The organism is Streptomyces sp. NBC_00483 (genome assembly GCF_036013745.1).
In the GTDB taxonomy this organism is placed as follows: Bacteria; Actinomycetota; Actinomycetes; order Streptomycetales; family Streptomycetaceae; genus Streptomyces.
This window is the reverse complement of sequence record NZ_CP107880.1, coordinates 7,834,817-7,847,914: the sequence shown is the minus strand read 5'-3', so window position 1 is coordinate 7,847,914 and position 13,098 is coordinate 7,834,817. Positions and strand designations below refer to the sequence as shown.

The following is a 13,098-nucleotide window of genomic DNA, read 5'->3' as shown; positions in this document are numbered from 1 at the left end:
GAACCTTCTCCACGTACCTTCGACAGGGACGGCAACCGATGGCCGAGAACGAACGTCAGGCCTCTTACAAGCCTGCGCAGTACGAGCGGTACGAGGGCGGCAGTCCCGAGGCCGAGCGCCTCGTGTTCGAACGCCTCGCGCGCGAGATCATGAAGGTTCAGGTCGCGAACCGGCGGGCCAGTGGCGCCCCCGGCTACGAGCGTGCCTTCCACGCGAAGGCCGCGCTCGGCGTGGAGAACGCCCGCCTGCGGTTCAACGACGACCTTCCGGCCGCGCTGCGCGGCGGCTTCGCCCAGCCCGGCGCCGAGTATCCGGCGACCGTACGGCTCTCCAGCGCGAGCGGCATGCGCGGCCCCGACGGGGCGCCCGACCTGCACGGGATCGCCGTGCGCGTGAACGTGTCGGCCGAACAGAGCCACGATCTGCTCGCGACCGGTTTCCCGGTGTCGCACGCCCGCGACGCCCGCGAGTTCGTGGCCTTCGCCAAGGCGATGGCCGGGGCCCGCAATCCGCTGCAGAAGGCGTTCGGGCTCTTCGTGAAGCTGCCGATCGCCGTCGGCCTCGGCACCGCGAACCGGATGCGCCGCAACGTCCAGGCCGCCACCCGACACACCGTCAACAGTCTCGCCCGCGAGACGTATTGGAGCCGCGGCGCGATGCTGTGGAGCGAGGCGGGACCGGTCCGCTTCCTGCTGCGGCCCGCCGTGGGCGGCGGCCCCGAGCCGCGCCCCGACCGCCGCGACCCGAACTTCCTGCACCGGGAGCTCGCGCGCCGGCTCGGCCGCGGCGACGTCGCCTTCGACCTGTGCGTGCAGCGCTACGTCGACGAGCGGCGCACCCCCGTCGAGGACGGCTCCGTGGAGTGGAAGGAAGCGATCACCCCGCCGATCCCCGTGGCCCGGCTGACCATACCGAGCCAGGACATCACGACGGCCGAGGCCCACTCGGCGGCCCGGCGGATCGAGGAACTCTCCTTCAACCCCTGGTACACCACGGAAGGATTCCGCCCGCTCGGCAATCTCAACCGGGCCCGCAAGGCCGCGTACCGGGCGAGCAGCGCGCAGCGGCACGGCACCCGCTTCACCCCGCACGAGCCGCTCAGGAACCGGATCCTCGGCGCCCCCATCGGCTTCGTCTTCCGCATCCTGAACCGGTATGTGCCGTGGCACCGGCTGCCGGTGGACCTGAGCCTGCTCAACCTGGTGTTCCTACGGAAGGTGCTGCGCAAGCTGAACCTGATCGACACCGATGTGCAGGAGGCGCCGCCGAAGGCCGAGCCGGTACCGGTCCCTGTCGACGAGCGGCTGCGTACGGAGCGGTCCTACGACGGCACGTACAACGATCTGTCGGAGCCGAAGATGGGCGCGGTGGGCGCCGCGTTCGGCCGCAACCTCAAGCCGGTGCACCGGCCCGACCTCTTCGACACCCCGAACCCGGTGACGGTCAGCCGCAGCCTGCTGGCGCGTGACAGCTTCGTCCCCGCGACCTCGCTGAACATCCTGGCGGCGGCCTGGATCCAGTTCCAGGTGCACGACTGGGTGAACCACCGCCGCTACAAGGAGGGCGGCAAGACGGTCGAGGTGCCGCTGCCGCCGGGCGGCGGGACATGGGTCAACACGCCCGACGGGCCCGAGGAAAGCATGATGCGGTTCGCCGAGAACGAGGGCATCGAGCTGCCCGGCGACAAGCCGCCGATCCTCTTCGGGAACACCGCCTCGCACTGGTGGGACGGCTCCGAGGTGTACGGCGGCGACGAGCGGACCGCGAAGCAGCTGCGCGAACCCGAGGGCGGGGCACGCCTGTTGCTGGACGGCGGGCACATCCCGACGAACCGGGCCGGCATCCCGATCACCGGGTTCAAGGACAACTGGTGGATGGGGCTCAGCTCGATGCACACCCTGTTCGCGCGCGAGCACAACGCGGTGTGCGACGCGCTGCGCTCCGAGTACCCGTCGATGAGCGAGGACCGGATCTACCACACGGCGCGGCTCGTGGTCTCCGCGCTGATCGCGAAGATCCATACGGTGGAGTGGACACCGGCGATCCTCGCGACGAAGGCCATCGACATCGGCCTGCGCACCAACTGGGAGGGTCCGCCGAAGAGTTGGCTGAACCAGCTGGGCCTGTGGCTGCTCGAATCGCACTCCCTGACCGGCATCCCGAAGACGATGCCGGACCACCACGGCGCCCCGTACTCGCTGACCGAGGACTTCGTCACGGTCTACCGCATGCACCCGCTGATCCCCGACGACTACGAGCTGCGCGAGCACCGCTTCGGGCAGCGCCTCGAAACGCTCGGCTTCAACGACATCCAGGGCGCGGCCGCCGAGAGCCAGATCCGCAAGACGGGCCTGGCGGACACCCTCTACTCGTTCGGCATCGCACACCCCGGCGCGATCACGCTCCACAACTACCCGAAGTCGCTGACGCAGTTCCATCGCGAGGGCGAGATCATCGACCTGTCGGTGGTCGACCTGGTGCGCACCCGCAGGCGCGGCGTGCCCCGCTACAACGACTTCCGCGCGGGCCTGCACAAGGAGCGCATCCGCCGCTTCGAGGACCTCACGCGGGAGCCGGAGACCCTCGCACGCCTCAAGGAGGTGTACCGGGACGTCGACGAGATCGACACGGTCGTCGGCCTGTTCGCGGAGAACCCGCCCACCGGCTTCGGCTTCTCCGACACCGCGTTCCGCATCTTCATCCTGATGGCGACGCGGCGGCTGCAGAGCGACCGCTTCCTCACCGTCGACTACCGCCCGGAGATCTACACGCCGCTCGGCATGGACTGGGTGGAGAAGGGCGGCATGAAGTCCGTGATCCTGCGGCACTGCCCGGACCTCGCGAGCCTGCTGCCGCGCGACGCGAGCGCGTTCGCGCCGTGGCGTCCGGTGTCGCCGGCCGAGAACGGTGGCGGGCATGGCTGAGGCGTCCTCGGGTCACCAGGGTCTCGACGACCTGCTCGCGCGCCCGCTCCTGAAGACGATCTGGCGCCGCCGCACCCACCGGGTCTCCCGCGGCGCGTCGGTGCCGGCCGGATCCATGAGCTACAGCTCGAAGCACGAGCCGCAGCCGCTGAGCGAGCTGGAGGAGGCGCTGCTGATCGCCGTCACCGGCTCGACGGGCCTGACGATGCCGGACCGCCCCTTCGAGGACCCGCGCGACGGCAAGCCCATCATGTCCAAGCCGAACCTGACCATGACGGGCCGCACGGCAGGCAGCCCCGACAACGCGCAGGGCACGTACTTCTTCCTGATCAACGACAGCGGTACGTACTTCCTGCGCAAGCTGCCGGCGGCGCCGCACGAGCCGTTCACCGCAAAGGCCCTGGTGGAGCGGGCCGCGCAGTCGAAGGTGAAGGTCCTCGACCACCGCCTGGACGTCGCCGAGGGCCTGCGCGACTTTCCGGCCTATCTGGACTCCAACCGCTTCCTGTCCAACCTGCCGGGGACGACCGTCCTGTTCCCGGTCGTCGACCTCTCGCACCAGTACATCAACGCCCTGATGTACCTGCTCACGCAGCCGGACGGAGCGCGCCCGACGCTCGTCGACGACCGCAATCTGTACCGGGCGGCGGGCGTCAAGAAGTGGGTCGACAACGGGTTCCTCAACAAGGACCTGAAGCTGCCGCTCGGCGCGCTCGGCCCGATGCGCACCCAGATCGAGGCGGACCTGCTCCTCCAGACGGTGATGCTGACGGCGGAGGCGATGGGCCTCGGCGCCTGGATCCACGCCTCCATCAACCCGGCGATCGCCATGGGAGACCCCAAGTTCACGAAGACGTACGGGAGGATGCTCGGCTTCACCTTCGTCACGCCGCGCTGGCGCCTCGCCGACCTGTGGCGCTGGCACGTCCCGCTGCCCAAGTACGCGAACCTGCGCTCGCACCCGGTGGGCCTGGCCGACCCGGCGACCGGCGAACCGCTGATCGCCGCCGCCTGCCCGCCCACGCACGCCTCGATGTCGGACGCGGTCGACGCGATCGTCGACGCCAAGTTCGGCACCGGTGGCACGTACGGCGACAAGGACGTCTTCTCCCGCATCTACAAGGAGGACTACGGCCAGCGCTATCTCGCCGAGGCCAGCGAGTACGACGAGCGCGTCATCGACTGCGCCCGCGACATCTGTACGTACATCCTGGCCACGCACCGCCGCTTCCCCGCGCACACGGACGCCATCCATGTACCGGGGGTCTGGCTGCAGGCGCACCACGTGGAGGGCGAGTACTACGAGCGCTTCTTCACGAACGGGCTCACCGACGCGCACCGCGCGCACGACACGCTCTGGGACGGGGAGCCGATGAGTTGAGCCGGTCCAGGCGGTCTTCCTCTGTACGCTCACGCGAACACGCCACGGCACCCGTACGCATTGGAGGATCGCCCGATGACCGAGAGCACCGGCCTGACCGAGGTCCTGGCCCCACACGTGTCGAAGGGTCCCGTGCCGGGGGCCGTCGGGCTCGTGGCCCGCGGCGACCGGGTCGAGGTGGCGGCCGTCGGCCACACCGACACCGAGGGCGGGACGCCGATGGCCCGCGACTCGATCTTCCGGATCGCGTCGATCACCAAGCCGATCGTGGCGGCGGCCCTCATGACGCTCGTCGAGGAGGGCCGCATCGCCCTGGACTCGCCGCTCTCGCACTGGCTTCCCGAGCTCGCCGCGCCGAACGTGGTGCGCGATCCGGCCGGCCCGATCGAGGACGTGGTCCCGGCGGCCCGCCCGATCACCGTGGAGGACCTACTCACCTTCCGGGCGGGCTGGGGCTTCCCCTCCGACTTCTCCCTCCCGGCCGTGCAGCCGCTGTTCGCGCTGATGGACCCGCACCACCCGCAGCGGGTCCCCGAGCCGGACACCTGGCTGGCCTCGCTCGCCGGAGTGCCGCTGCTGCACCAGCCCGGCGACGTCTGGCTCTACAACGTCGGCTCGGACATCCAGGGCGTACTGATCTCCCGCATGACGGGCAGCTCGCTCCCTGACTTCCTCGCCGAGCGGATCTTCGAGCCGCTCGGCATGGTCGACACCGGCTTCGAGGTACCCGCCGCCAAGCGCGACCGCTTCACCAGCGCCTACGTACCCACGGCCGACGGCGGCGCCGAGCTCGTCGACGCCCCGGACGGCCAGTGGAGCAGTCTGCCCGCGTTCCCCTCCGGCGCGGGCGGGCTCGTCTCCACGGCCGACGACTGGCTGGCGTTCGCCCGGATGCTGCTCGCCGACGGCAGCTCCGTGCTCTCCGCGGACTCGGTGCGGCTGATGACCACAGACCATCTGACCGCCGAACAGCGCGCCGCGAGCGGCCTGTTCACGGAGGGCGAGGGCTGGGGCTTCGGCGGCTCCGTCGACGTCACCCGCACCCACCCCTACAACGTGCCGGGCCGCTACGGCTGGGTGGGCGGCACCGGCACCGCCGCCCACCTCACACCGACGACCGGGACGGTGTCGGTGCTGATGACCCAGCTCGCGATGAGCGGGCCGACGCCGCCGCAGATCATGCGGGACTTCTGGACGTACGCGGCGTCCTGAGCGCCTTCCGGATCACTGCTCGCCGGACAGGATCGGCAGCAGCAGCGATGCCGACCAGCTGAAGTTCGGCGAGTTGAGCGGGGCGCCGGTCAGCGGGTCGTAGTTCTCCTGGATCGGGCGGTCCCCGGTGAGCCCCTTGCTGTTGGCGAGGAGCTTGCCGGTGAGGTCGTCGGCGTCCTTGGTGTAGCCGTACCGGCGCAGTCCGCTCAGCGCGATGTACGCGTGGTCGAACCAGACGGGTCCGCGCCAGTAGGCCGTCGAGTCGAAGTACGGGGACGCCTTCGACACCGTCGGGAACGGCACGTGGGTGGCGAACTCGCCTGGGTCCGTGAGGCGTTGGCGCACGCGCGCGGCCTGTTCCTTGGTGGCAGCGCCGGTCCACAGCGGGACGGCGCCCTCGATGCCGCGACCGCGGTCGGTGAGCGGCGCGCCGCCCTTCAGAGCGATGTCGTGGAACCAGCCGTCGGCCGGGTCGTAGAACTTGGCCCGCACGGCGGCGTTCGTGGCGTCCGCCTTCTTCCGCCACTTCGCGGCCTCGCCGGGGCGGCCGATCGCGTCTGCGATGCGTGCCAAGTAGGCCTGGTCCTGGGCGAGATAGGCGTTGAGGTCGACGGACTCCTGGTCGAGCGAGTAGCCGAGCAGGGTGCCGTCGGCTGCGTGGTTGGCGACGACGGAGGTGCCGAGCTTCGCGTCGAAGCGCGGCGCGTTGTCCAGGCCGCTCTCCCAGGCCGCGGCGAGGCGGCGCTCCTCGGTCGAGTCATTGGCGGGGTCGACGGTGGCGCCGTACTCGGCGAGGCCGTCGTGGTCGTGGTCCCGGTTGCGGTACCACCAGGCCTGGTAGGCGGCGAGCTTCGGATACAGCTCCCGCAGGAAGGACCGGTCTCCGCTCTTCCGGTACACCTCCCACACGGACCAACTGGCCATCGGGGGCTTGGAGTTGCGCTCGTTCCAGTTCCCGCCACCGCGCGCGGGGTCGTTGTAGAAGACGGCGTCGGGGACCATCCCTGTGTCCTGCGGCCGGGTCTTCGACCCTTCGGTGATCTGCCAGTCGAACATGGACCGGATCTGCGACTCGGCGAGCTCCGGGGCGAAGCGGGCGGTTCCCACGGCCTGCTTCCAGCTGTCCCAGGCCCACAGACCGCCGGTGAACCACTTGTACGAGATGGAGGGCGTCACGCCGTCGTGCTTGATCTGCCCTGCCGCGGAACGCCAGTTGGTGACGAGGGTCTCCAGGGACTTCACGGCGGTACGGCGCCGCTCGGCGGGCACCCCGCGCGTGACCCCGGCGACGTAGCCGCGCCAGCGGGCATCACCGGCGGTGGCGTACGCCTGCGGGGCGGCCAGCACGGCGCGCGCCCGCCGCGCCTCGCGGGTGCGCTCGGCATCGGTGAACGTGTACGACTCCGTCCAGTCGAAGCGGTGCGCGGCGCCGGGGGCGAGGGCGACCGGGGAGGCGGCCTCGGTCCGGTACTTGTCACCGTCGACGGTCGTCCGCACAGGGTCCTTGTGCGTGACCTCGAAGCGCTCGGTGCCGTCGGTGAGGTAGTCCCACTTCTCCCGCACCTTGGCGAAGTCGACGCCGACGCCGTGCCCGGTGGACTTCAGGGCGGGCGCGTCGTGCATGGGCGCCTTCTTCGGCCGCAGCAGACTGCCGCTCCAGTCGGCGCCGAGCGTGCGGGCCTTTGAGCCTCTGTTGCGCACCTCCGCACGCACCAGGGCCGTCCGGTTGGTGGCGAACCGCAGCTCGAGGGTGAGGGTGAGCCCGCGCCCGAGGTCGTACGACTGGAGCAGACGCCCCGGCTTCGAGGTGAAGCGAGGCGTGCCACCGCCGGCGAGATCGAGCGTGCGACCGCCCTCGCTGAGCCGCATCCGGCTGAACGACTTGCTCAGCCACCACGGATACTCCTGCGCGATGTAGAGCGGCCCGCTGAACCCGCCGTACGCGGCACGGTCCCCGGCCTTCGGCAGAGCGTAGGAGTGCCAGGCCCCTCGGTCCGAGAAGGTGCTGATGGCGTTGTTGTCCTCGGCATCCCCCGGCAGCGCTGCCTTCGGGGTGCCGTGCAGGTCGAGAACGTCGGCGTAGTCGGGCGAGGGTCGCGGCGCGGCTGCCGCGGGCGGGGCGGCAAGACCGGCTCCACCGATGAGCAGGAGGGCGGCGAGGGCGGCGCGGGCGGGGCGGCGTGCGGGCTGATGGGCGGTCACGAGGCGGCACTTCCTGTTGACATGAACCTGTGTGAGCGGGATCTTCAACCCTGACTCTGTGCGTAATCGTGCACGCGCGCAAGGAGTTTCAAGCACAAGTAAACAGCAGCTGGTCGTTCTGAGCGGAGACGCACCTCATGCGAAGACTGCACCGAGAACAGCCGTATCCCAGAGCCCACCGAAGAGCCCGCGCCCTGGCCGCATGGACCACCGCGGCGCTCGCGGCGGCGCTTCTCGCCGCCCCCGCGCACGAAGCGGGCGCGGCCACGCCGAGCAGTGGTGTGCTCGATGCCGAGCACAAGAGCGTCACCTGGCAGAGCCCCACCTACGCGTCCGGAACGGTCGACGACCCCAAGAAGTGTCCGTCGGCGGCCGAGGATCCGGACGGGAAGACCTGCGACCGCTTCGACCTCAAGGTGGCGGTCCCCGACGGGTATTGGGACGACAACCCCGAGGGCGGCGTGCCGGTCTCGGTCGAGTGGGCGAAGCAGCCCAAGGACGACTTCGACATGTACGTCTACGACGACGCCGGCAAGCAGGTGGCGTCGAGCGCGGGCACCGCCGACCCCGAGGCGACGGTCATCCCGAAGGCGGACGGCACGTACCACGTGGTGGTCGTCCCGTACGACGTGCACGACAACTCCTTCGTCGGCAAGGCCTACTTGCCCGAGACGACGGACGCCGGGAACCTCACCTCCTTCAAGGGGGACGACGGCAGCTACACGATCGCCGCCGGGGACCTGAAGGCGAAGGCCGACTTCCTGAAGGGTGGTCAACTGCGGTTGCAGGCCGACCCGTCGGGCGACTTCAGTGATCCGGCAGGCGACCAGATCGTGCACAAGCAGCCCGCCCCCGACACGCACACGACGTCCTTCGACGCGGGCGCCTACTACGGCATCCGCTCCGCCGACGCCGTTCTGCGCGTCTACAAGAAGCCGCTCCGCTTCGGGCTCTACAAGGCCGACAACAGGACGCGGATCTGGCAGGAGGACAGGCCGCTGCGCTGGTCCACCGGCGGGATGCGGCAGAGTCTGGAGCGTGCGAAGGACGAGCAGTTCTTCGGCGGCGGTGAGCAGAACGGCAGCTTCTCCCACCGCGACAAGACCGTCCACGTCGCCAACAACACCGACTGGGACGAGGGCGGCTATCCCAACTCCCAGCCGTTCTACCTCTCTTCGGCCGGTTACGGCGCCTACCGGAACACCTTCGCCCCTGGTGTCTACGACTTCGGCCCCTCGGTCCACACGGGCCAGCAGGAACGACGCCTGGACGCCTACTACTTCCTCGGTGACGCCAAGAAGGTCATCGGCAAGTACACGTCGTTGGTCGGCAAGCCGTTCATGCCGCCGGTCTACGGCCTCGAACCCGGCGACGCCGACTGCTATCTGCACAACGCCAACCAGGGCGAGCGCCACACCCTCGACTCCCTGAAGGTCGCCGACGGGTATGTGAACCACCAGATGCCACTCGGCTGGATGCTGGTCAACGACGGGTACGGCTGCGGGTACGAGAACCTCGCCGAGACCGCCAAGGGCCTCCAGGACCACAATGCCGAGCTCGGGCTGTGGACGCAGGACGGCATCGACAAGCTCGCCGACCAGGTGAAGGCGGGCCAGCGCGTCGCCAAACTCGACGTCGCCTGGGTCGGCAACGGCTACGGGATGGCCCTCGACGCCTGCGACAAGGCGAAGGCCGGAATCGAGGACAACAGCGACGCCCGCGGGTTCGTCTGGATGCCGGTGTCGTGGGCGGGCGCCCAGCGATGCGGCGTCCTGTGGTCCGGCGACCAGAAGCTGTCGTGGGACTTCGTGCGCTGGCAGATCCCGACGTACGCGGGAGCGACGATGTCCGGCATCGCCTACAACACCGGCGACATCGGCTCCATTTACTCCCACGACGCCAAGATGTACGCGCGTGATCTACAGGCCAAGACGTTCCTGCCGGCCGTCATGACGATGGACGGCTGGGCCCGTGACATGACCACCGGCGAGAAGATCAACCAGCAGCCGTGGGTGGACGGCGAGCCGTACACCTCCATCAACCGCAAGTATCTGCAGCTGCGCGAGCGCCTGATGCCGTATCTCTACACGCTCGCCAAGCAGGCCTCGGACACGGGCGTCGGCGGCGTACGACCGCTGTGGCTGGAGTACCCGGGCGACGCCAACACCCTTGGCGGGCAAGCCAAGTACGAGTACCTGGCGGGCGACGACTTCCTCGTCGCTCCGGTCTACAAGGACTCCGACACCCGCGACGGCATCTATCTGCCGAAGGGCACGTGGACGGACTACTGGACGGGCAAGCAGTACAAGGGCCCGACCACCGTCGACGGCTACCACGCCCCGATCGACACGCTCCCGCTCTTCGTGAAGTCCGGGGCGATCGTGCCGATGTGGCCGAAGGGGACGACGTCGTGGAAGAACCGCGACAAGGGCCAACTGGGCTATGACGTCTACGCGTCGGAGCCTGGCCACAGCACGTACACCCTGTACGAGGACGACGGCGTGACCCGCAAGTTCAAGGAAGGCGCGTCGGCCACGCAGCGCGTGACCGTCGACACCGGCAAGCGGGGCGGCTCGGTCATCAACGTCGGTGCCAGTAAGGGCAGTTACGCGGGCAAGGTGAGCGAGCGCGCCTACACCTTCACGGTGCACGGTGGCGGGGCGCCCGACCGGGTGACCGTGAACGGACGCCCTCTGTCCGGGAGTTCATGGTCGTACGACGAGAAGACGCATGTGACGACGGTCCGCACGGCGCAGCTGCCGACGGGCAAGGCGTTTACGGTGCACGTAAGTACCTGACAGCAAGGGGGCCGGTCCACGCGTGGACCGGCCCCTCCCGCTCGGTTCGCCCCTCAGTCCACCCGCTCCGACTCGTGCCACCCCGAGTGCAGCGCCTGGTACTCCTCGGGCGTCGCCTTCGGTACGTACGTGCCGGGGCCGAACATCGCCTTGGCGAGCCGGGCCCGTATCCGCTGCCGGATGCTGAACTTCCGCTGCACCCCGTTCGCATCGACCCGTGGACCCAACTCGTAGGCCCTGGGCTGCTCGTGCTGGTTGAGGGTGTACAGCTCGGCGCGCGTGAGCGGCTCGTGGACCTCGATGAACTCGCCGTGCGGCAACCGCCTGATCTGCCCGGACTCGCGGCCGTGCAGCGCCTTGTCACGGTCGCGGTGCTGCAGGCCCAGACAGATCCGTTTGGTGACGACGAACGCGAGGACGGGTGCCACGAAGCAGCTGATGCGCACGAACCAGGTGATGGCGTTGATCGACAGGTGCAGTTGTGTCGCGACGATGTCGTTGCCACCGCCGATCAGCAGCACCGCGTACAGCGCCAGCCAGGCCACGCCGATGCCGGTCCTGACCGGCTTGTCGCGCGGGCGGTCCGCCACGTGGTGCTCGCGCTTGTCGCCCGTGATCCAGGATTCCAGGAACGGATACACCGCCATGAAGGACAGGATCAGCGGGAACAGCGTGAACGGGAGGAAGACGCCCAACTGCAGCGTGTGGCCCCAGGCGTTGATCTCCCACGCGGGCATCACGCGGATGAGCCCCTCGGAGAAGCCGAGGTACCAGTCGGGCTGCGCGCCCGTCGTGACGAGATCCGTTCTGTACGGCCCGAAGGCCCACACCGGGTTGATGGTCGCCACCGCGCCGAGGACCGCGAGCACCCCGAAGACGAGGAAGAAGAAGCCACCGGCCTTCGCCACGTAGATGGGGAAGAAGGGGGCTCCGATGACCTTCTTCTCGCTGCGGCCGGGGCCCGCGAACTGGGTGTGCTTGTGGTAGAAGACCAGGATCAGATGGAGCGCCACCAGGCCCAGCATGATGCCCGGCAGCAGCAGGATGTGGATCGGATAGAGCCGGGAGATGAAGTCGTCGCCGGGGAACTCGCCGCCGAACAGGAACATCGCCAGGTACGTGCCCACGATCGGCACCGAGAGCACGGCGCCCTGCGCGAACTTCAGGCCGGTGCCGGACAGCAGGTCGTCGGGGAGCGAGTAGCCGGTCAGGCCGGTGATGATGCCGAGGAACAACAGGGTCCAGCCGAACACCCAGTTGAGCTCGCGCGGCTTGCGGAACGCGCCGGTGAAGAAGACGCGCATCATGTGCACCGTCATGCCGGCGACGAAGACGAGCGCCGCCCAGTGGTGGATCTGACGGATCAGCAGCCCGCCGCGCACCTCGAAGCTGATGCGCACCGTCGACTCGTACGCCTGGGTCATCCGGATGCCCTTGAGCGGGACGTACGCGCCGTCGTAGATGACTTCCTGGGTGCTCGGGTCGAAGAAGAAGGTCAGATAGGTGCCGGTGAGAATGAGGATGATGAAGCTGTAGAGGCAGATCTCGCCGAGCATGAAGGACCAGTGGTCAGGGAAGACCTTGCGCATCTGGGACTTGGCGAGTTGATAGATCCCGAGCCGGCCGTCCGCCCAGTCGGCGAGGCGTTCACCGGAACCCGGGGGGTCTGGGCGGCGCGCGTCGCCTCGTGTGCGTTCGCTGTCATCGCTCATACGACTCCCCTACAAGGCCGTTGAGGCTCTCGTCAGGGTAGAGCGCGCGGAGGTGGCACCGACAGGGGCGACGAGCAGTCAATTCCCGCCAGGATCAAGGCGGTTCACTGCCCGTCGGCCATCTCCGACTGCCCGCCGGCCACTTCCGGCCGCCCGTCGGCCGCCATCCGCTCCATCGCCGCCTCCACGGTCAGCGTGTGCGCCCAGGCCGCCTTCGCCGCCGCCTCCGGGTCGCTGCGCGCGATCGCGTCGGCCAGGTCGTCGTGGGCGCTCGCGCCGGGCAGCTCCGGCGTCCAGCTCGGGCGCAGCGAGGCGATGCTGTCGCGCACCGACTCGACGATGCTCTCGTACAGCTCGGTCATCAGCGGATTGCCGCTCGCGGCGACGACGGCCCGGTGGAACTCGACGTCCTTCTCGACGTACGCGGCCGGGTCGCCGCTCTCCTCGGCGCGGTGCCGGGCGAGCAGGGCGGACAGGATGCGGGCGAGGTCGGCCTCGCCGCGGTGGGCCGCGGCGGCGGGCGCCGCCTCCCGTTCGATGGCGAGGCGGACCTGGAGAATGTGCTTCAACTCGGCGCGGCGCAGGCGGCGTTGGAGGGCCGCGTTGAGGTCGCTCGCGGCGCGCACATACGTGCCGTCGCCGCGCCGCGCCTCTAGTAGCCCGGTGTGACACAGGGCGCGGACGGCCTCGCGCACGGTGTTGCGGCCCACGCCGAACTCCTCCACCAGCTGCCCCTCGGCCGGGATCCGATCACCGACGGCCCACTCGCCGCTTTCGATGCTCCGCTCGATCCGGCCGATGGTGCGCTGGACCAGAGTGGCGCCGGGCTTGGCTGGTGCGGGCACGGGGTGACCTTTCTCGCTGCTCGG

General features: G+C 69.5%; 7 protein-coding genes. 4 read left to right on the top strand and 3 right to left on the bottom strand.

What is annotated here, in order from left to right; genetic code table 11:
- Positions 1-38: 38 nt before the first annotated feature.
- From OHA73_RS35030 to OHA73_RS35020, 3 genes are all read left to right on the top strand, one after another.
- A complete protein-coding gene (locus tag OHA73_RS35030) occupies positions 39-2,924 on the top strand; it encodes a peroxidase family protein (protein ID WP_266715640.1) in 2,886 nt (961 codons plus the stop codon).
- Entirely contained in the window at positions 2,917-4,305 is a 1,389-nt protein-coding gene (locus tag OHA73_RS35025; RefSeq protein ID WP_327657082.1) for a hypothetical protein, read from the top strand. Before OHA73_RS35030 ends, OHA73_RS35025 begins: the two co-directional genes overlap by 8 nt.
- A 75-nt stretch (positions 4,306-4,380) precedes the next feature.
- Entirely contained in the window at positions 4,381-5,517 is a 1,137-nt protein-coding gene (locus OHA73_RS35020) for a serine hydrolase domain-containing protein (protein WP_327657081.1), read from the top strand.
- A 12-nt stretch (positions 5,518-5,529) separates the two neighbouring features.
- On the opposite strand, the gene OHA73_RS35015 is transcribed toward OHA73_RS35020, so the two are convergent.
- Positions 5,530-7,719 (bottom strand): MGH1-like glycoside hydrolase domain-containing protein, encoded by a 2,190-nt coding sequence (locus OHA73_RS35015; protein WP_327657080.1) that lies wholly within the window; start codon positions 7,717-7,719, stop codon positions 5,530-5,532.
- A gap of 137 nt (positions 7,720-7,856) precedes the next feature.
- On the opposite strand from OHA73_RS35015, the gene OHA73_RS35010 reads away from it, so the two are divergent.
- Complete coding sequence (locus OHA73_RS35010) at positions 7,857-10,517, top strand: glycoside hydrolase family 31 protein (RefSeq protein ID WP_327657079.1); 2,661 nt, start codon at positions 7,857-7,859, stop codon at positions 10,515-10,517.
- A 53-nt stretch (positions 10,518-10,570) separates the two neighbouring features.
- Here OHA73_RS35010 and qcrB read toward each other — a convergent pair whose 3' ends face one another.
- Positions 10,571-12,229, bottom strand: coding sequence for a cytochrome bc1 complex cytochrome b subunit (gene qcrB, locus OHA73_RS35005; RefSeq protein WP_266715630.1), 1,659 nt, complete (start codon positions 12,227-12,229; stop codon positions 10,571-10,573).
- A 104-nt stretch (positions 12,230-12,333) separates the two neighbouring features.
- Positions 12,334-13,074, bottom strand: coding sequence for a FadR/GntR family transcriptional regulator (locus OHA73_RS35000; protein WP_266715628.1), 741 nt, complete (start codon positions 13,072-13,074; stop codon positions 12,334-12,336).
- Positions 13,075-13,098 lie beyond the last annotated feature (24 nt).